Genomic DNA, 18,467 nt, shown 5'->3' with positions numbered 1-18,467 from the left:
GACGAGAAAGTAGCCTCTTTCACCATGAGCCCTGCAGCCGATTCCTACACCTCCGGCGTATCGAAGATCTCCGCTCCGGCCGGCCCCCGCAACCCGGGGCAGCCCGCGTGGAACCCACAGCGCGGAAGCGCGATGCCCGCGCACCGCTACCGTTCCTTCGGCGACGAGGTCGAGCACATCGAGCTCCCCGACCGCACCTGGCCGGACAAGGTGGCCACCACCGCTCCCCTGTGGTGCGCGGTGGACCTGCGCGACGGGAACCAGGCCCTCATCGATCCCATGAGCCCGGCGCGCAAGCGGCGCATGTTCGACCTGCTGGTCCGCATGGGCTACAAGGAGATCGAGGTCGGCTTCCCGTCCGCCAGCCAGACCGACTACGACTTCGTCCGCGAGATCATCGAGGACGGCGCCATCCCCGACGACGTGACGATCCAGGTGCTCGTGCAGTGCCGCGACGAGCTGATCGAGCGCACCTTCGAGGCCTGCCAGGGCGCGAAGAACGTGATCGTCCACTTCTACAACTCGACCTCGGTCCTGCAGCGCCGCGTGGTCTTCCGCGCCGACAAGGCGGCGATCAAGAAGATCGCGACCGATGCGGCGCACAAGGTGCTCGAGGAGGAGAAGAAGTACCCGGACACCGAGTGGCGCTACGAGTACTCCCCCGAGTCCTACACGGGCACCGAGCTCTCCTTCGCCAAGGAGGTCTGCGACGCGGTCACCGAGATCATCGCGCCGACCCCCGCGAAGCCGATGATCCTGAACCTGCCCGCCACCGTCGAGATGGCCACCCCGAACGTCTACGCCGATTCCATCGAGTGGATGAGCCGCAACCTGGCTCGCCGCGACAGCGTCATCCTGTCGCTGCACCCGCACAACGACCGCGGCGAGGGCGTCGCAGCGGCAGAGCTGGGCTACCTGGCCGGTGCCGACCGCATCGAGGGCTGCCTGTTCGGCAACGGTGAGCGCACCGGCAACGTCTGTCTGGTCACGCTCGGCCTGAACATGTTCAGCCGCGGCATCGATCCGCAGATCAGCTTCTCGGACATCGACGAGATCCGCCGTACCGTCGAGTACTGCAACCAGCTGCCCGTGCCCGAGCGGCACCCCTACGGCGGCGACCTGGTATACACCGCCTTCTCCGGCAGCCACCAGGACGCGATCAACAAGGGCCTCGATCAGATGAAGATCGACGCCGACGAGGCCGATAAGGACGTCGACGACATCCTGTGGCAGGTGCCGTACCTGCCGATCGACCCCAAGGACGTGGGCCGCAGCTACGAAGCCGTCATCCGCGTCAACAGCCAGTCCGGCAAGGGCGGCGTCGCCTACATCATGAAGTCCGACCACGGGCTCCAGCTGCCGCGACGCCTGCAGATCGAGTTCAGCCAGTCGGTGCAGAAGATCACCGACGGCGAGGGCGGCGAGGTCACACCCAAGGAGATGTGGGACGTCTTCGCCGGCGAGTACATCGATCCGATCCTGCCCCTGGAGCGCATGCGCCAGAAGGTGACCGCGTCCGAGATCGACGGTGGCGTCGACCGCATCGACGCCGTGGTCAAGGTCGACGGCAAGGAGCAGGAGATCTCCGGCGAGGGCAACGGCCCGCTCGCGGCCTTCGTCGACGCGATCGGCACCGTCGGCTTCGACGTACGGGTGCTGGACTACAGCGAGCACGCCCTCTCCGCCGGCGACGACGCGCAGGCCGCGGCCTACGTCGAGGCCATCGTCCGCGTGGGCGACGAGGACCGCACCGTCTGGGGTGTCGGCATCGCCCCGTCGATCACCACCGCCTCGCTGCGTGCCGTGGTCTCGGCTGTCAACCGCGCCAACGGTAGCCGCCGGTCCGTGGAAGAGGCCGTCGGCGAAGCCTCGACGCGGACGTGGGCTCCGTAGAACCTCGGATCGTGACGAGTGGGTGTGGCGCTGCGCCACACCCACTCGTCATTTCCACTTCTGCCTCCGTTCAGGCAGGGGATCAGCGGGTTCGGGTGCGCACGGCGGCAGTCGCGGCGGCGATGACGGCGAGGCCGCCGAGCACCGTCGACCAGCCGATCGACTCGCCGAGAAGCAGCGCCGCCCAGGTGATCCCGAAGACGGGTTGGACGAGTTGGACCTGGCTGACCGTCGTCATCGGTCCGATCGCCAGCCCGCGGTACCAGGCGAAGAATCCCAGGAACATGCTCACCACTCCGAGGTAGGCGAAGGCCCACCAGCCCGACGTCGTGCCGCTGACGCCGCCCCGTGCGCTGAAGACCGTGAGTGCCGCCATCACCGGCGCCGCCACCACCAGGGCCCACGAGATCGTCTGCCAAGCACCGAGTTCCCGGGAGAGCAAGCCGCCCTCCGCGTACCCGATGGCCGCGGCGAGCACCGCGCCGAACAGCAACAGATCGGACGGGTGCAGAGCCCCGATGCCACCGCCCTGCAGCACGGCGAAGGCGACGGCGCACACCGCGCCCACCGCCACGGCGCCCCAGAAGGCCCCGCGCGGCCGCTCCCCTGTTCGCACCACCGCCGCCACGGCGGTCGCCGCGGGTAGGAGCGCGATCACCACGGTGCCGTGCGAGGCCGACGAGGTGGTCAGCGCGAACGAGGTCAGGACAGGGAAGCCGACCACCACGCCGAGCGCGACGACGCACACCCGCAGCCACTGCCTACCCCGCGGGAGCGCCTGCCGCGTCACGACGAGGGCGAGCCCCGCGAGCGCCGCAGCGATCACCGCCCGCCCCGCGCCGACGAACAGCGGCGGGAGGCCACCGTCGGCGATGGCGACGCGCGTGAAGGGCACGGTGAACGAAAAGGCCAGTACACCGAGCAGCCCCCACAGCAGACCGGCGCGCCCGCGGTACGGCCTCGGTATCACCGGCGTTTCAACTACAGTAGCGCTATCATGTTGACTCATGTCCAACGATAGCAGTGGAGCGCGTCTGACGACAGCGCTGCGGGCGTGGATCGCCGCGGCGCCCCCAGGCGCGAAGCTGCCCTCGACGCGAGCCCTCGTCGCCGAGCACCGGGTGAGCCCTGTCACGGTGCAGCAGGCCCTGCGCTCACTGACCGCGCTCGGCGAGATCGAAACTCGTCCGGGTATAGGCACTTTCGTGCGGGTCGAGCGCGCGGCGCGTCCCGTCGACCTCGGCTGGCAGACCGCGGCCCTCGGAGCGGTGGGCCGGCGCAACCCCGCCTCGCCCACCTCGCTGCAGCCGTCGGACGGCGACGCCATCGGCCTGCACTCCGGCTACCCCGCGCGCGAACTGCTACCCGAACGGCTCGTGCGTCCGGCGCTGGCACGGGCCGCCCGGAGCGAGGCACTACTGGGCAGGCCGCCCGTCGCAGGAATCCCCGAATTGCGGTCGTGGTTCGCCGCCGAACTGGCCGCACTCACGTCCGCGGGCGTCGGCCCCGTGGGTACCCGTGACGTCGTGGTGACCCCCGGCAGCCAGGGGGCGCTCCTCACGACCTTCCGAGCACTGGTCGGCGCGGGCCGGCCGCTCGTCATGGAGTCCCCCACGTACTGGGGAGCCATCCTGGCCGCGGAGCAGGCGGGGGTCGACGTGGTGCCGGTGCCGAGCGGACCGTCGGGCCCCGACCCGGACGTCGTCCGCAGGGTCCTCGCCGAGACCGGAGCCCGGGCCTTCTACGCCCAGCCCGCCTTCGCGAGCCCGACGGGGGCCGTGTGGGACACGGAGCGCGCGGAGGCCGTCCTGGACGCCGTCCGCACCGCCGGCGCCTTCCTCATCGAGGACGACTACGCCCGCGACTTCGGTATCGACGCTGCGCCCGTTCCCCTCGCGGCGCGCGATGACGCGGGGCACGTGGTGTACATCCGCTCGCTCAGCAAGAGCGTCGCCCCGGCGGTGCGGGTCGCGGCGGTGATCGCGCGGGGGCCGGCGCGCGACCGGATCCTCGCCGATACCCAGGCCGACGCGATGTACGTGAGCGGCGTGCTGCAGGCGGTCGCCCTCGAAGTTGTCACCACCCCGGCGTGGAGTACCCACCTACGACGGCTCGGACGCGACCTCGGCGAGCGCCGGGACCTGCTGCTGCACTCCCTCCACGACCACGCGCCGGCGGTCGCCGTGGACGCCGTCCCCCGCGGCGGTCTCGCCCTGTGGGCACGCCTGCCCGCCGAGATCGACCTCGGAGCGGTGGTCGACAGGTGCCGCCGCGACGGCCTCGTCGTCGGCCCCGGCGACGAGTGGTTCCCGGCCGAGCCGACCGGCAATCACCTTCGACTGGCCTACGCCGGACCGCAGCCCGAACGCTTCCCCGAGGCCGCGGCGATCCTGCAGGAGGCGATCACCCGGACGGGGTGGCGGCCTACCGCTTGAGGCCGTGCCTTCGCGCGACGATCGACGAGACCACCTCCACCGGGACGAGCCGCTTGAGCAGGAAGACCAGCGGCGCGTTGCTCCCCACCGCGTAGAACTCGCGCGGCTTATCGGCTTCGATCGCCTTCACGATGATCTCCGCGACCCGAGCCGGAGTGATACCCGCCCGCTCGTTCGCGTCGAGGTTGTCGATCATCGTGTCGAAATCCTTGCGGTACACCGAATCATCGGCCACGTACTTGGTGCGCCGCTCGCCGATACCGGTGGCGATCGAGCCGGGCTCCACCGTGGACACCCACACCCCGAAGGGCGAGAGCTCCTGCCGGGCCGCGGCGGCGAAGCCCTTGAGCGCGGCCTTCGCCGCGACGTACGAACCGCGGTAGGCGAGGGGGAAACTCGCGAGCATCGAACCGACCATGATCACACGGCCGTAGCGGCGCTCGCGCATCGCCGGAAGCAACCGCTGGGTGAGCTGCACCGCACCGAAGACGTTGGTCTGGAAGAGTCGGTCGACCGCCTCTGCGGGCAGCTCCTCGAGCGGCCCGGACTGGCTCTCGCCCGCGTTGTTCACGACGACGTCGACAGCACCGGCCGCGGTCGCGCACGCGGCGACGGAGTCGCGGTCGGCGAGGTCCAGCGCGAGGTACTCCACGCCGGGGATCCGCTTGTCGGCGGCGATCTTCTCCGGATCGCGGCTGGTACCGAGGACCCGGTAGCCCTTCTGCACCAGTAGCTTCGCCGTCTCGTAGCCGATGCCCGAGGTCGCCCCGGTCACCAATGCCGTCCGTCCGCTCACGCCCGCACTCCCTTGTCTCCGCCGGTGGCGGCCGCCGCAGCGCGGCCCGCCGTCATTCCCGAGAATATGCATCCGCCGAGGAACGTGCCCTCCAGGGCGTTGTAGCCGTGCACGCCGCCCCCGCCGAACCCGGCCACCTCGCCGGCCGCGTACAAGCCGGGGACGGGCGCACCGTCGGCCCCGAGGACGCGCGCGGAGAGATCGGTCTCGAGCCCGCCCAGCGTCTTGCGCGAGAGGATGTTCAGGCGCACCGCGATGAGCGGGCCGTGCGCGGGGTCGAGGATACGATGCGGTTTGGCCACGCGCACCACCTTGTCGCCCAGGTAGTTCCGCGCGTTGTGCATCGCCTGCAGCTGCGCGTCCTTGCTGAAGGAATTGGTCGTCTCGCGGTCCCGCGCCTCGATCTGCGAGCGCAGGCGATCGAGATCGACCTGCCCGCCGCGGCCGATGGCGTTCATGCCGGCGACCAGGTCCTCCAGCGTGTCGGCCACGACGAAGTCCTCGCCGTGCTGTTTGAAGGCCTCGACGGGGCCCGGCGCCCCCTTCGACTTCACCCGGCCGAGAGCGAGTTTCAGGTCCTTCTCGGTGATGTCCGGGTTCTGCTCCGAACCGGAGAGCGCGAACTCCTTCTCGATGATCGTCTCGGTGAGCACGAACCACGAGTAGTCGTAGCCGGTCTCGAGGATCGCCTTCATCGTCGCGTTCGTGTCGAAGCCGGGGAAGTTCGGCGCCGCGAAGCGGTTGCCGTTCGCGTCGAACCACAGCGAGGACGGCCCCGGAATGATGCGGATCGCGTGATCGGGCCAGATCGGGTCCCAGTTGTGGATCCCCTCGGTGTAGGCCCAGACCCGGTCCCGGTTGACGATGTTCGCGCCCGCGGCCTCGGCGATCGCGAGCATACGGCCATCGACGTGGGCGGGGACGCCCGCGATCATGTGCTTCGGGAACGGGCCGAGCCGCTCGGTGGGCCAGTAGGTGCGCATGAGCTCGAAGTTGTGGCCGATGCCGCCGGAGGTCACGAGCACCGTCGGCGCGCGGAACTCGAACTCCCCGATCGTCTCCCGACTGCTGGCGACGCCGCGCTCGAGGTCCGTGGGCTCCAGGACCGCGCCGCGCACGCCCACGATCGCTCCGTCGTCGCCGGTGACCAGCTCGTCCACGCGGCGCCGGAAAGCGAAGCACACCAGGCCCTGCGCCTCGGCACGTTCGACCGGCTCACGGAAGACGCGCACCACCTCGGGCCCGGTGCCCCAGGTGAGGTGGAAGCGGGGCACCGAATTGCCATGGCCGTCGGCCGCGCCGCCGCCCCGTTCGGCCCAACCCACGACGGGGGTGAAGCCGAGGCCGAGGCGACGCAGGTAGTCGCGCTTGCGGTGCGTCGCGAACTCGACGTAGGCGCGGGCCCACTGGCGAGGCCAGTGATCCTCGTCCTCACGGTCGAAGCCCGCCGAACCGGTCCAGTCCTGCCACGCCAGCTCGAAGGAGTCCTTGATCCCGAGGCGGCGCTGCTCCGGCGAGTCCACGAGGAACAGTCCGCCCAGGCTCCAGAAGGCCTGGCCACCGAGGTTGTTGCGGTTCTCCTGGTCGACGATCAGGACCCGGCGCCCCGCCCGCGAGAGCTCGTACGCGGCGACGAGGCCCGCGAGACCCGCTCCCACCACGATCGCATCGGGCGCGAAGCCGTCCAGTCCCGTCGACATCTCCTCGGCCATGGCCCGCCTCTCTCCCATTCATAACTAGACTCGGCGTTCTACTTATCGATAGCATGGCACGCATCACACCGGGCGTCAACGAAACGGAGGGGCCGTGGCGAAGGGCGAACAGACGCGTGCACGCAGTGTCGAGCGCTTCCTCGACGCGGGCCTGGACGTCTTCGCCGAGCGGGGCTATCACGCCGCGTCGATGGACGAGATCTGCCGCCGCGCCGAGCTCTCCCGCGGCGCCTTCTACTCGAACTTCTCAGGCAAGGAGGCCCTGTTCCTCGCCCTGTTCGACCGGCACACGGAGCGGCAGATCGGGCGGGTGGCGGCGGTGATCGACGCCGCGGACTCCCTCGAGGACGCCATCGCCGGCGCCGCCCGGGCGGCCGCACCCGACGACCCCGAGGAGCGTCGGTGGGGCCTGCTCTCCACCGAGTTCACCATCTTCGCCGCGCGCGACGCCGTCGCCGCCGCACGCCTGACCGAGCGCGACGGAGCGATCCGGGATCGGCTGTCCGCAGCGCTCTCCCGCTTCGTCCCCGCCCCGGATGCCGCGGCGCTGGCCCGATTCGCGGTGGCGCTGTACGAGGGCGTGCAGCTCACCCACCTGGTCGACGGCGACTCCGCCGCGGCACGGGAGCTGCTCCTACGCTTCCTGCCCGCCGGGCTGCACACCGTCGCGGGACACCCCGCCCCGCGCACCGACGGTCCTGTCCCCTCCGGCGACGAGCCCGCACAGCAGTAGCGGCATCAGCAGCACCAGCAGGGAGATCAGCGGGATCGTCCAGGTGCCGCGCACGCCGTGCAGCACACCCATCAGCATCGGCCCCCACGCGGCGAGCAGGTAGCCCACCGTCTGCGACATCGCGGAGAGCGAGACGGCCTGCGCGGTGGTGGCGACGCGCAGATTCATCATCGTCACCGCCAGCGAGATCATCGCGCCGAGCCCGAATCCGACGAAGACGTTCGCGATCCACGCGCCGATCCCGTCACCGAAGGCCAGCACGCCGAACACCCCGATCGCCTGCAGACCCACCGCCGCCACGGCGACGATCCGCTGGTCGCGCCGGCGCGCCGCCCACTGCGGGAAGCTCAATGCGGTGACCACGCTGAGCAGGCCGCCGATCGCGAGCATCGCACCGGCCGTTTCGGCGGACAGCCCGCGATCGCGGTAGATCGTGGGGATCCATCCGATCAGCGCGTAGGCCTGCAAGGACTGCAGGCCCATGAATCCCGTGACCGCCCACGCGACGGGGCTGCGCAGCACCGCCCTGGCCGCGCCGCGCTCGGCGGCACCGTCGGCCTCGGGGACGCTCCGGCGGAACCGGAGGTACCGCACGGTGATCGTCGCCAGCAGTGCGGCCGCGACGACGGCGGGGACGGCCCACAGCGCGAGCGCGCCCCGCCAGCTGCCGCCCAGCGCCGTCGCGCCGGGAACCGTCAGCGCCGAGGCGACTCCTGTGGAGGCGCACACCATCGCCGTGAACAGCCCCGTCATCAGGCCGATCCGATGCGGGAAGAAGATCCGCACGAGGACCGGCCCGAGCACGTTGCCCATCGCGATCCCCGCGCCCGCGAGCATCGTGCCGCACAGCAGCACCGTCCACGTGGGAACGATCCGCACGGCGCTCCCCACCGCCACCATCAGGACGGCGATCGTCGCCACCACGACCGCGGTGAACCGACGCGCCAGCCTCGGCGTCACGGCCGAGAACAGGCCCAGGCAGATGACGGGGCCCGTGGTCAGCAGCGCGACCTCCGCCCCGCTCAAGCCGTACGCGTCGCGGATCTCCGAGAGCACCGCCGATGAGCTGCCGAAGATCAGGCGCAGGCAGATACCCATGACGATCAGGGCAGCAGCGCACGTCAGAGCGCCGACGGCCCGCAGCGCGGGCGGAGCGGAGGGTTCCGGGTTCGACGGCATCCCCGAAATCATGGGATGACTTCGACGCGGACGTCAACTCACCGCCGCGACCTCCTCGTCGAGGGCGCGCAGAACCGCCGCCACAGCGGGCCGGCGTTCGGCCCCGGGTCGGGTCGCCACCTCGAGGATGCGGGCGGCGAGCACACCGACGATCTCCAGCCCGCGCACGCCGGGGTGCGTCACCGCGTGGCGGGCCACGAGCGCCACTCCCAGTCCGGCGGCGACCATCGCCTGGATGGTGTGGAAGTCGTTGATCCGCTGCACCACCCGCGGCTGCACGCCGGTGAGAGTGGCGAGGGAACGGAGCACGTCGTCGACGGGGAAGCCGTCCCGCACGCTGATCCAGTCCAGATCGGCGAGCTGGGTGGCATCGACCCGGCCGGCCGCCGCGAGCGGATGATCGACGGGCACCACCAGATCGATCGGTTCGCGCATGAGCACGCGGGAGGCGATGCGCGGTCCGCCCAGGGCCGCGGCGCGTTCGTCCCGGTGCGCGACCACCACGTCGGCGTCGGCCAGCATCGCCGGCAGCTCCGTGCCGGGCAGGTCGACGTCCGCGGCCGCCACCTGCACACCCGCGGCGGCGGTGCGTCGCAGGACGCCGGGCAGGAGCAGCTCCGCGGCCGACGGGAAGAGGGTCAGCCGCACCACGCCGACGGGGGTCGAGCGATAGCGGTCCATCTCCGCGCGCGCCCGATCGAGTTCGCCCAGCACCGATTCCGCGCGAACCACGAGCGCGAGGCCGGCGTCCGTGAGGCGCACCCGCCGACCGTCGGGCTCGAGCAGGTCCACGCCCGCCTCCCGCGCGAGCACCTTGAGCTGCTGCGAGACCGCCGACGGGGTCATGTCCATGGCCGCCGCGGTCGCGGCGACGGTGCCGCGGTCGGCGAGCTCACGAAGGATCCGCAGGCGATGGACGTCCATTCAGTCAAGCTACATGGACGGTCAAGAAGTATTCGATTGTCCTTCCGGTCCGCGGTGGGAACAGTGGAGGGCATGAGTCCCCGCCACCGCCTCGTCGCCCTGTTCGTCGTCGTGCTGTGGGGACTGAACTTCCTCGCCATCCGCTACGGCCTCGACTACTTCCCGCCCCTGTTCCTGGGCGCGCTGCGCTTCCTGGTGCTCGCGCTCCCCGTCCTGCTGTTCGTGCGCCCGCCGAAGGGCCCCGTGACGTGGCTCGTGCTCTACGGCCTGGGCTCGGGGACCTTCCAGTTCGGGCTGTTGTTCACCGCGATGCACATCGGGATGCCGACGGGCCTGGCATCGCTGGTGCTGCAGTCCTCGGCGCCGTTCACGGTGTTGCTCGGTGCGGTCCTGCTGCACGAGAAGCTGGCCGTGCGGCAGATCGCCGGGATCGGCATCGCCGTCGTGGGCATGGCTCTGATCATCGCCGACCGCGCGGACGCCGCAGCCGGTGTCGGAGTGCTGGGCGTCGTCTTGACCCTGCTCGGCGGCCTGAGCTGGGCGTTCGGCAACATCGGGCAGCGCCTGGCGGCACCGTCGGAGCCCTTCCGGTTCACCCTGTGGATGTCGGTGATCCCGCCCCTGCCCATGCTCGCCCTGAGCGCGGTCGTCGAGGGTCCCACCGTCGGCTGGAAGGCCCTGGCCCACAGCCTCGACGGCACGGACGGGCGCCTCGCTCTCCTCGGGGTCGCGTACATCGCGATCCTCAGCACCGTCGTCGGGTACGGGCTGTGGGGCGCGCTGATGGCCCGCTATCCGGCGTCGACGGTGGCTCCCGCGACGCTCCTGGTGCCGGTCGTCGGGATCGCTGCGAGTGCGATCGTCCTGGGCGAGCATCCGTCGGCGCTCGCGCTGGCCGGGGCCGCCACGGTCATCGCCGGCTGCCTCCTGGGGATGCTCCGGAAGCCCGCGTCAGCGCTTCCGGGCGACGAGGGCGATGGTGCCGGCGGCGAGCTCGACGTCACCGTCACCGATGACCTCGGAGAGCGCGGCGCGCAGGGCGGCGCGGCGGTCGTCCGGCAGGGTTGAGTGCCCCGAGTAGGTGAAGGCGAGGTCGAGCCAGCGGTCCTTCGCCTGCGTCTCGGTCCAGCCGTCCTCCCGCTCGGTCACCGTGAAGCCCGCGGCCTCGAACCGACCGCGCAGCTCCGCCATCGCGAACATCTGGTCGTGCGCGGTACCCGCGCCCGCCGCCTCGACGTTGACGTAGTCCTCGCTCGCGGCGCGGAGGGCGTCGTTCGACGGGGTCGTCGGGCGCAGCTTGTTCCACAGCAGCACGACGCGGCCGCCCGGGTTGAGGAGATCCGCCAGGCGCGGCACCGCGGTGTCGGCGTCCACCCAGTGCCAGGACTGCCCGAAGGTGACGAGGTCGAAGGTGCGGCCGCGGGCATCCCATTCCTCGAAGGTCGCGACCTCCGCCGGCACTCCCGATGCCCGCGCGACCTCCGCCATCGCGGCGTCCGGTTCCACGGCCAGCACCTCGACGCCGCGGTCCCGAAGCTGCCGCGACAGGATCCCCGTACCCGCGCCGATGTCGACGGCGCTGCCCGCTCCCGCCGCGATCGCGTCGACCGTGACGTCCGCGTAGCGGGGCCGGAGCCGGTCGTAATCCTCGGCCAGCGCCCCGAACGAGAGCGCCCGCCGTCGGTCCTCGTGCAGTTCAGCCATGAATCCAGCTTGCCCTATTCTGGACCGCATGCCCGGACTCCCCCTCCGCGCCCGCGCGGCGCTGCTCGCCGCCCGATCCGCAGCCTGGGCGTCGCAGCGCGCCGGACGCGGCAAGGGCTCGATGATCGGCGGCCTGGTCGCGCTCAAGATCGAGCCGAACCTCATGGCCCGGCTCGCGGCGGGTAAGCGCACCGCGGTCGTGACCGGTACCAACGGCAAGTCCACCACCACGCGGATGACGGCCGCTGCGCTCGCCACGACGGGACGCGACGTGGCGACGCAGGCCGACGGGGCCAATATGGACGCCGGCATCGTCGCCGCGCTCACCGCGCACCAGCGCGCTTCGCTGGCCGCCCTCGAGGTGGACGAGCTGCACGTCCCGCACGTCCTCGACGCGACGGGGGCCGAGGCTCTCGTGCTGCTCAACCTCTCCCGCGACCAGCTGGACCGGGTCGGCGAGATCAACGCCATCGAGCGCCGCCTGCGCGCGGGGGTCGACGCGCACCCCGAGCTCACGGTGATCGCGAACTGCGACGACGTCCTCGTCACGTCCGTCGCCTACGACGCGAAGAAGGTCGTATGGGTGGCCGCCGGAAGCGGTTGGACCAGCGACTCCACCTCCTGCCCGCGCTCGGGTGAACCCATCGTCCGCGACGGCGACCACTGGTACTCGACGGGAACCGACTTCTCCCGGCCCACCCCCGACTGGTGGGTCGACGATGAGAACATCCACGGCCCCGACGGCTTCGTCGCGCCGCTGGTCCTCAAGCTCCCCGGCCGGGCCAACCGCGGCAACGCCGCACAGGCCGTCGCCGCCGCGGTCGCGATGGGCGCCGACCCGCGCGCCGCAGTCGAGGCCGTCGGCACCGTCGGCGAGGTCGCGGGCCGCTACTCGACGGTGACCGTCGGCGGGCACACCGTCCGGATGCTGCTCGCGAAGAACCCCGCCGGCTGGCAGGAGGCGATGTCGATGATCGATGGCACCGCCGAAGGGCTGGTGATCGCCGTCAACGGGCAGGTGCCCGACGGCGAGGACCTCTCCTGGCTGTGGGACGTGCAGTTCGAGCGGTTCGAGAACGGCAAGGTCGTGGCCTCGGGTGAACGCGCCGCCGATCTCGCGGTGCGGCTGACCTACGCGGGCGCCGAGCATTCACTCGTGGCCGATCCCGTCGCGGCGATCGCCTCGTGCCCGCCCGGACGCGTGGAGGTGCTCGCCAACTACACGGCGTTCCGCGACCTGAACACGGCTCTGGAAGGGCGGCGCGCATGATCGACTTCTCCGGATCCGAGGCCCGGATCACCGAGTCCACTCTGGTCATCGGCCTGGTGCTGCCCGATGTCATGGGTACCTACGGCGACGGCGGCAACGCCCTGGTGCTGCGCCAGCGCGCGCGGCTGCGCGGCATCGACGCCGAGGTCCTGCCGATCACCCTGGCCGATCCCGTGCCCGCATCGTGCGATGTCTACACGCTCGGCGGCGCGGAGGACAACGCGCAGCGCCTGGCCACCCGGCACATGACCCGCTACCCGGGCCTGCAGGAGGCCGCCGCGAAGGGCGCCCCCGTGCTGGCGATCTGCGCCGCGATCCAGGTCTTCGGCCACTGGTACGAGACCTCCGAGGGCGAGAAGGTCGACGGCATCTCGCTGTTCGACCTCACCACGACGCCGCAGGCGACCCGATCGATCGGCGAGATCGAGGGACGCCCGCTCATCGACGGCCTCACCCAGCCGCTCACGGGTTTCGAGAACCACCGGGGCGGATCGACGCTCGGACCCGACGCCCGGCCGCTGCAGCGTGTGGTCCGGGGAACCGGCAACGGTGCCGGCGAGGCGGTCGACGGGGTGGTGCAGGGCAGCGTGCTCGGCACCTACATGCACGGCCCGGCGCTCGCCCGGAACCCCGAGCTGGCCGACTACCTCCTGGCCCGCGCGACCGGACGGTCGCTCGAGCCGCTGGATCTGCCGGACGTGGATCTGCTGCGCCGCGAGCGGCTGCGGAAGTAGGTCCGGGCGCTGCGCCGGTGGGGGTAGTCACCAGAGGCCGAGCACGGCCTGCTCGGTGGCGAGCAGGCGCATCTTGGTGGTGACACCGCCGCCGGCGGAGAAACCGCCGGTGCGGCCGTTCGCCGCGGTGACGCGATGGCAGGGCACCACGGGCGGGTACGGATTCTCCCCCAGCGCTCGGCCGACAGCACGGGCGGAGCCGGGAAGCCCTATTTCCGTAGCGATCTCGCCGTAGGTACGAGTGGAGCCGGGCGGGATCCTGCGCGCGACGTCATAGACCGCACGCTGGAAGTCCGTGAGCCCGTGCATGTCCAGGGGCACCCAGGCGAGATCGTCATCGAGGTTCGCGCCCGAGACCAGATCGACGACGGCGGCGATGACGCGGGCCACCTCCGACGGTGGTGCGGAGGCCTGTGCACCCTCGCCGAGGTACTGCGAGGTCACCTCGTCGGACTCCTCCGGCAGCCGGACGGCGGTCACGGCACCGTCTGCGCCCCAGGCGATCCCGCACCGCCCGACGGCTGTGTCGAAGAGGGTGTACCCGGCGGCCACGTCAGCTCGTCTCCCGCGCCAGGAGATCGAGGTTCGCGCGCATACCGTCGCGCCAGATGCCGAGGCGGAAGTCGATGATCTGCGCCTCCTGCTCCGGGTGCTGCGCGATGTACTCGCTCAGCGGCGAGGACCCCGTTCCCGCACGCGCCCATTGTCGGACGCGCGCGCCCGTCTCGGTGGGTTCGACCTCGAACCCCCAGGTGGCCAGCGGATCATCGACGGGGCCGACGCTCCACACCCATCGCCGACCGGGCTCGACCTCGGCGACGACGGGCTCGGTGCACCACTCGCCGATCTCGGGATCCGCGTTGTATCCACGGAAGCGGGCCCCGACCTCGACGCCCGTGGCCCCGTCGAGCCACTCCGCGCGCTGCAGGTCGCCCTCGGCCCGCGTGGGGAGCGTGATGTCGGTGACGAGGTGCCACGCCTCCTCCGGGCTGCAGGGGAGTTCACGGGAGACCTCGACGATGGGACGGTCGCGCAGTCGCATGCTCGGATCCTATTCCGCGGCCCGCGCGGCGGCTTCGATCTTCGCGCGATGCACCGGGCGATCGACGCCGTCGGGGAGGTTGGTGTTTCCCGGCTGCAGGCCCACCGCACCGTCGATCAGTTCGCGGACGATGTCCGCCTGGCCGGCGTGCCGGTCGAGGTCGAAGAAGGTGTGCATCGCGAGACGGTGCAGCGTGACCGCCCGGCCCCGCTCGCCCCACCACGGCACCGTCCCGAGGGCGCTGAGCGGGAGTGCCGCGAGGGTGGCGGTGGCGTGCGCCCGGGACTGGGCGAACAGGTCGACGATCGCCGCCGTCGGCTCGTCGGCCCGCACCCACAGGTCGTCGTCGGCGATGTGGTCCGGCGCCTCCGGATCCGGGAGGTACGGGTGGGTGAAGGGCCGGGCGAAGCAGCCGCCGAGATAGCCCGAATCGACCATCGCACAGTGCTTGACCAGGCCCAGAAGATTCGTGCCCGTCGGTGTGAGGGGACGGCGCAGGTCGTACTCACCGAGGCCCTCGAGTTTCCAGATCAGCGCATCCCGCGCACGGTCCAGGTAGTCCTGGAGGTCCGCCTTGAGGGCCTCGTCGCCGGTGCGCGCGTCCATGGCCCGACGATGCCACAGGGCACCGACAGGTTCTACGCCTCGAGCACGGACTCGACCACCGTGCAGCGGTCGCGCGTACCGTCGACCGCGAACCAGCCGCGCTCGAATTCCTGCCACCGGCCGAGCTCGGCGCGTGACTCCTCACCGTCGCGCGCGACCGCCCGCTCCAGCCGCTGCTGCTCGGTGCCGCCGTCCAGCCACAGCGCCAGCGAGAGCCGGTGGGCGAAGGAGCGGCGCGCACTCGAGACTCCCTCGATGACGATCAGCGGCGCCCACGGCAGGCGCACCTCCTCGCCCGGCGACGGGACGCCCTCGCGCCAGACCACCGGGCGGTAGAAGGCGTTGCGCCCACGAACGAGCGGGTCGATCACCTCGGCGACGAGCTGCGGCCACCACGACACCGGGTCGTCCCAGGTGGCGTAGTGGTCTGTCCGGACCAGCGCCGTGCGGGTGCCGCCGGCCCGGAGATCGTCGACGAGGCGTCGGGCGTAGGTGGACTTCCCGGCCCCGGACGGCCCGTCGACCGCGACGATGCCCTCGGGCGCACCCAAGCGGGCCAGCACTTCTGCGGCGTCCACGGGTCAGCTCGGCGGCGTCTCTTCGAGGATGCGGGGCGGCTCGGACAGCGAACGCCGGCCGCTCATGGCGCGGCCGAGGGTCAGCTCGTCGGCGAACTCGAGCTCGGCTCCCATCGGCAGACCCGCCGCGGGGCGCGTCACCGTGAGGCCCGGGAAGTCCTTGAGCATGCGCACCAGGAAGGCCGCAGTGGCCTCGCCCTCGGTGTTCGGGTCCGTGGCGATGATCACCTCGTCGACGTCGACCCCGTCGACCGAGGTACCGAGCCGGACGAGCAGTTCGCGGATCCGCAGTTTGTCGGGTCCGACGCTCTTGATGGGGTTCAGCGCGCCGCCGAGGACGTGATAGAGCCCGCGGTACTCGCGGGTGCGCTCGACGGCCTGGACGTCCTTCGCCTCCTCCACCACGCAGATCTTGGACGCGTCGCGGCGCGGGTCCGAGCAGATCCGGCACCGCTGTTCGGCGGAGACGTTGCCGCACACCTCGCAGTAGCGCACGTCGTTGCGCACGCGGGTGAGGGCATTGGTGAGCCGATCGATGTCGGTCGGCTGCACCCCGAGGAGGTGGAACGCGATGCGCTGCGCGCCGCGCGGTCCCACCCCCGGGAGTTTCGCGAGCTCGTCGATCAGCTCTTGAACGGGTCCTTCGTACACGGGCCGACCGTCAGAAGGGCAGGCCGCCCGCCAGCGGCCCCATCTTCTGCTGCGCGACGGCCGCGGTGTTGTTCGCGAGGTCCGACAGCGCACCGAGCACCAGGTCCTGCAGCGTCTCCACGTCCTGCGGGTCGACCACCTTGGGGTCGATGGTCACGGACGTCACCTGGCCGTCGCCGGTGCCCGTCACCTTCACCAGGCCGCCGCCGGCCTGCCCCTCGACGGTGGTCACCGCGAGTTCCTGCTGGGCCGCCATGAGCTGCTGCTGCATCGCGCCGACCTGCGCCATCAGGTCTTCCATCGAGCCTCCGGGCTGCATGTGCCGTCTCCCTCCGCCGGTCAGGTGACCCGCTATGTCCGATTCGTGTTACATCTGTTACCACTGTGCCGGTTGGGGCGGTACAGTGCGATCTGTGAAGAACCGCCGTTCCGCCCTCGTGGCCGCGACCGCGATCCCCGCACTCGTCCTCTCCGGCTGCACCATCGGTGACGCCGGACAGCAGCGGAACGCGGCCGCACCCACCAGCCTATCGCCCGCCGGGCCCGCCCTCGTGAACAACGCGGCGCCGCTCGCGACGGGTGCGCTGAGCGGGAAGAAGATCTACGTCGACCCCGGCCACAACGGCGCCAACGACGCATCGATCAACAAGCAGGTGCCCACCGGTCGCGGCGGCACCAAGCCGTGCCAGACCACCGGCACCACCAGCGTGAACGGCGTGCCTGAGCACACCTTCAACTACGCGGTGGCGTACAAGCTCTACCAGTCGCTCACGGCGGCCGGCGCGCAGGTGATGCTCTCCCGCAACGACGACACCTCGGTCGCGTCGTGCATCGACGCCCGCGCCGAGGCCGCGAACACGTGGGGTGCCGACGCCGCCGTCAGCATCCACGCCGACGGTTCCGCCCCCGGCAACCGGGGGTTTCACGTGAATCTTTCCTCGCCTCCGCTCAACCCGTCGCAGCAGACCGCGAGCCCCGCGTACGCCGCGAAGGTGCGGGACGCGCTCGTGGCGGGCGGCTTCACGCCGGCCACGTACATCGGCTCGGGCGGCCTCTACCCGCGGTCGGACCTGGCCGGGCTGAACCTGGCGACGGTGCCGTCGGTGCTGGTCGAGGCCGGTAACCTGCGCGACGCCGAGGAGGCCAAGGTGCTCGAATCGGCCGACGGCCAGCAGCGTCTCGCGGACGCCATCGCCGCTGGGATCGCCGCCTACCTCGGCTCCGGCACGACGCGCTAGCCGACGAATCAGCCGATTTCCGGCTGAGGATCGCCCTGCGGCATCGCGGAACCGATTCCGGCTGATTCTCCGCCCAGGACCCGCGTGCTCACGTATTCGCGCTCGGTCCCGTCGACCGGGTCGGTGAACGCGAGCGTGCGCGCGAGCAAGCGCAGCGGGACGGAGAAGTCGCCGTCCACGAACTCCCGTGGCTCCGGGTACAACGGGTCCCCCAGGATCGGCACTCCGAGGCCGGACATGTGCAGGCGGAGCTGGTGCGTCTTGCCCGTCTCCGGGCGGAGCCGGTACCGCCCGACGGTGCCTCCTCGCCCGTCCGGGACCTCGGACTCCAGCTCGATGTGCGAGCGCGCGTTCACCGGACCGTCCACCTCGTAGGCACGCATGATGCCGGGCGTCTTCTCGATCCGGGACTCCACGACCGTCGGCAGCACGAGGTCCGCGCGCAGCGGCGCCAGGGCGGCGTACTCCTTGCGGGCCGCACCGGTCGCGAAGAGCTGCTGGTAGGGGCCGCGCACCGCGGGATCCCGGGTGAACAGCAGCACGCCAGCCGTCAGCCGGTCGAGCCGATGCGCGGGCGAGAGCAGCGGCTCGTCGAGCTCCCGGCGCAGCCGCACCAGAGCGCTCTGCACGACCCGCGCACCGCGCGGCATGGTCGCGAGGAAGTGCGGCTTGTCCACGACCACGATCCGCTCGTCCTCGAACAGGATCGGCATCGGGAAGGGCACGTCGATCTCGTCCGGCAGCTCGCGGTACATCCACACCGCCTGCCGGGCGGCGAGAACGGATCCGGGGCCGAGCGGCGCGCCGTCGGAGCCGAGGACGCACCCGGCCGCGCTCTCCCGCGCCACGTACTCCGCGGTGCCCGGGAAGCGGGCCTCGAGGACCTCCCCGAGCGTGCGCCCGGCCTCCTCCTCGGCGACGACCAGGCGCGTCGGGTCGACGCCGTCACGCAGCGGCAGCGGTGCGACGGGG

20 protein-coding genes are annotated in these 18,467 nt (G+C 71.4%); 7 read left to right on the top strand and 13 right to left on the bottom strand.

Going from position 1 to position 18,467, the window contains the following annotated elements:
- Positions 1 to 24 precede the first annotated feature (24 nt).
- Positions 25 to 1,893 (top strand): 2-isopropylmalate synthase, encoded by a 1,869-nt coding sequence (leuA, locus tag FK268_RS10555; RefSeq protein ID WP_146433813.1) that lies wholly within the window; start codon positions 25 to 27, stop codon positions 1,891 to 1,893.
- A gap of 82 nt (positions 1,894 to 1,975) precedes the next feature.
- On the opposite strand, the gene FK268_RS10550 is transcribed toward leuA, so the two are convergent.
- Positions 1,976 to 2,902, bottom strand: coding sequence for a DMT family transporter (locus tag FK268_RS10550; protein WP_146433811.1), 927 nt, complete (start codon positions 2,900 to 2,902; stop codon positions 1,976 to 1,978).
- Here FK268_RS10550 and FK268_RS10545 point away from each other — a divergent pair.
- Positions 2,901 to 4,328 (top strand): aminotransferase-like domain-containing protein, encoded by a 1,428-nt coding sequence (locus FK268_RS10545; RefSeq protein WP_146433809.1) that lies wholly within the window; start codon positions 2,901 to 2,903, stop codon positions 4,326 to 4,328. The two genes, FK268_RS10550 and FK268_RS10545, sit on opposite strands and share 2 nt — an antisense overlap.
- Here the strand turns inward: FK268_RS10545 and FK268_RS10540 are convergent.
- Together FK268_RS10540 and FK268_RS10535 are read right to left on the bottom strand one after the other, a co-directional pair.
- The gene (locus FK268_RS10540) at positions 4,318 to 5,124 is read right to left on the bottom strand and encodes an SDR family NAD(P)-dependent oxidoreductase (protein ID WP_231707024.1); all 807 of its coding nucleotides are present in this window, start codon (positions 5,122 to 5,124) and stop codon (positions 4,318 to 4,320) included. The two genes, FK268_RS10545 and FK268_RS10540, sit on opposite strands and share 11 nt — an antisense overlap.
- Positions 5,121 to 6,854 (bottom strand): FAD-binding dehydrogenase, encoded by a 1,734-nt coding sequence (locus tag FK268_RS10535; protein ID WP_231707023.1) that lies wholly within the window; start codon positions 6,852 to 6,854, stop codon positions 5,121 to 5,123. The genes FK268_RS10540 and FK268_RS10535 overlap by 4 nt, the downstream gene beginning before the upstream one ends.
- 76 nt (positions 6,855 to 6,930) lie before the next feature.
- Between FK268_RS10535 and FK268_RS10530 the strand changes: the two genes are divergently transcribed.
- Positions 6,931 to 7,569: a TetR/AcrR family transcriptional regulator gene (locus tag FK268_RS10530; protein ID WP_146433805.1), complete on the top strand. Its 639-nt coding sequence runs from the start codon at positions 6,931 to 6,933 to the stop codon at positions 7,567 to 7,569.
- Here FK268_RS10530 and FK268_RS10525 read toward each other — a convergent pair.
- Positions 7,471 to 8,760 carry an MFS transporter gene (locus tag FK268_RS10525; RefSeq protein ID WP_146433803.1) on the bottom strand — a complete coding sequence of 430 codons (1,290 nt, stop codon included), beginning with the start codon at positions 8,758 to 8,760 and terminating at the stop codon, positions 7,471 to 7,473. The genes FK268_RS10530 and FK268_RS10525 overlap by 99 nt on opposite strands.
- A 21-nt stretch (positions 8,761 to 8,781) precedes the next feature.
- Positions 8,782 to 9,672, bottom strand: coding sequence for a LysR family transcriptional regulator (locus FK268_RS10520; RefSeq protein WP_146433801.1), 891 nt, complete (start codon positions 9,670 to 9,672; stop codon positions 8,782 to 8,784).
- A gap of 72 nt (positions 9,673 to 9,744) precedes the next feature.
- On the opposite strand from FK268_RS10520, the gene FK268_RS10515 reads away from it, so the two are divergent.
- The gene (locus FK268_RS10515; RefSeq protein ID WP_146433799.1) at positions 9,745 to 10,740 is read left to right on the top strand and encodes an EamA family transporter; all 996 of its coding nucleotides are present in this window, start codon (positions 9,745 to 9,747) and stop codon (positions 10,738 to 10,740) included.
- Here the strand turns inward: FK268_RS10515 and FK268_RS10510 are convergent.
- Positions 10,624 to 11,376, bottom strand: coding sequence for a class I SAM-dependent methyltransferase (locus tag FK268_RS10510; protein ID WP_146433797.1), 753 nt, complete (start codon positions 11,374 to 11,376; stop codon positions 10,624 to 10,626). The two genes, FK268_RS10515 and FK268_RS10510, sit on opposite strands and share 117 nt — an antisense overlap.
- A gap of 28 nt (positions 11,377 to 11,404) precedes the next feature.
- Here FK268_RS10510 and FK268_RS10505 point away from each other — a divergent pair, with 28 nt between their 5' ends.
- Both FK268_RS10505 and FK268_RS10500 read left to right on the top strand, forming a co-directional pair.
- Positions 11,405 to 12,646, top strand: coding sequence for a Mur ligase family protein (locus FK268_RS10505; RefSeq protein ID WP_146433795.1), 1,242 nt, complete (start codon positions 11,405 to 11,407; stop codon positions 12,644 to 12,646).
- Positions 12,647 to 12,672: 26 nt separating this feature from the next.
- On the top strand, positions 12,673 to 13,380 hold the full coding sequence (locus tag FK268_RS10500; protein ID WP_146434517.1) for a type 1 glutamine amidotransferase: 708 nt from the start codon (positions 12,673 to 12,675) through the stop codon (positions 13,378 to 13,380).
- A gap of 27 nt (positions 13,381 to 13,407) precedes the next feature.
- Here the strand turns inward: FK268_RS10500 and FK268_RS10495 are convergent, their stop codons facing one another.
- From FK268_RS10495 to FK268_RS10470, 6 genes are read right to left on the bottom strand one after another with little or no spacing between them, the layout of a single operon-like run.
- The gene (locus FK268_RS10495) at positions 13,408 to 13,932 is read right to left on the bottom strand and encodes a methylated-DNA--[protein]-cysteine S-methyltransferase (protein WP_146433793.1); all 525 of its coding nucleotides are present in this window, start codon (positions 13,930 to 13,932) and stop codon (positions 13,408 to 13,410) included.
- A 1-nt stretch (position 13,933) separates the two neighbouring features.
- A complete protein-coding gene (locus FK268_RS10490; protein ID WP_146433791.1) occupies positions 13,934 to 14,422 on the bottom strand; it encodes an SRPBCC family protein in 489 nt (162 codons plus the stop codon).
- Between the two features lie 9 nt (positions 14,423 to 14,431).
- Positions 14,432 to 15,028 carry a DinB family protein gene (locus FK268_RS10485; RefSeq protein ID WP_146433789.1) on the bottom strand — a complete coding sequence of 199 codons (597 nt, stop codon included), beginning with the start codon at positions 15,026 to 15,028 and terminating at the stop codon, positions 14,432 to 14,434.
- 32 nt (positions 15,029 to 15,060) lie between these two features.
- On the bottom strand, positions 15,061 to 15,606 hold the full coding sequence (locus FK268_RS10480) for a uridine kinase family protein (protein ID WP_146433787.1): 546 nt from the start codon (positions 15,604 to 15,606) through the stop codon (positions 15,061 to 15,063).
- Between the two features lie 3 nt (positions 15,607 to 15,609).
- Positions 15,610 to 16,257 carry a recombination mediator RecR gene (gene recR / locus FK268_RS10475; RefSeq protein ID WP_146433785.1) on the bottom strand — a complete coding sequence of 216 codons (648 nt, stop codon included), beginning with the start codon at positions 16,255 to 16,257 and terminating at the stop codon, positions 15,610 to 15,612.
- Positions 16,258 to 16,267: 10 nt separating this feature from the next.
- Entirely contained in the window at positions 16,268 to 16,576 is a 309-nt protein-coding gene (locus tag FK268_RS10470) for a YbaB/EbfC family nucleoid-associated protein (protein ID WP_146433783.1), read from the bottom strand.
- Positions 16,577 to 16,670: 94 nt separating this feature from the next.
- Between FK268_RS10470 and FK268_RS10465 the strand changes: the two genes are divergently transcribed.
- Entirely contained in the window at positions 16,671 to 17,495 is an 825-nt protein-coding gene (locus FK268_RS10465; RefSeq protein WP_231707022.1) for an Rv3717 family N-acetylmuramoyl-L-alanine amidase, read from the top strand.
- 8 nt (positions 17,496 to 17,503) lie between these two features.
- On the opposite strand, the gene FK268_RS10460 is transcribed toward FK268_RS10465, so the two are convergent.
- Positions 17,504 to 18,454, bottom strand: a complete 951-nt coding sequence (locus FK268_RS10460) for a pseudouridine synthase (protein WP_146434516.1) — start codon at positions 18,452 to 18,454, stop codon at positions 17,504 to 17,506.
- Between the last annotated feature and the right edge of the window lie 13 nt (positions 18,455 to 18,467).

Source organism: Tsukamurella sputi (assembly GCF_007858445.1).
GTDB classification, from domain to species: domain Bacteria; phylum Actinomycetota; class Actinomycetes; order Mycobacteriales; family Mycobacteriaceae; genus Tsukamurella; species Tsukamurella sputi.
Note: the sequence above shows the minus strand (reverse complement) of the source record. Positions and strands in the feature narration are given on the sequence as shown.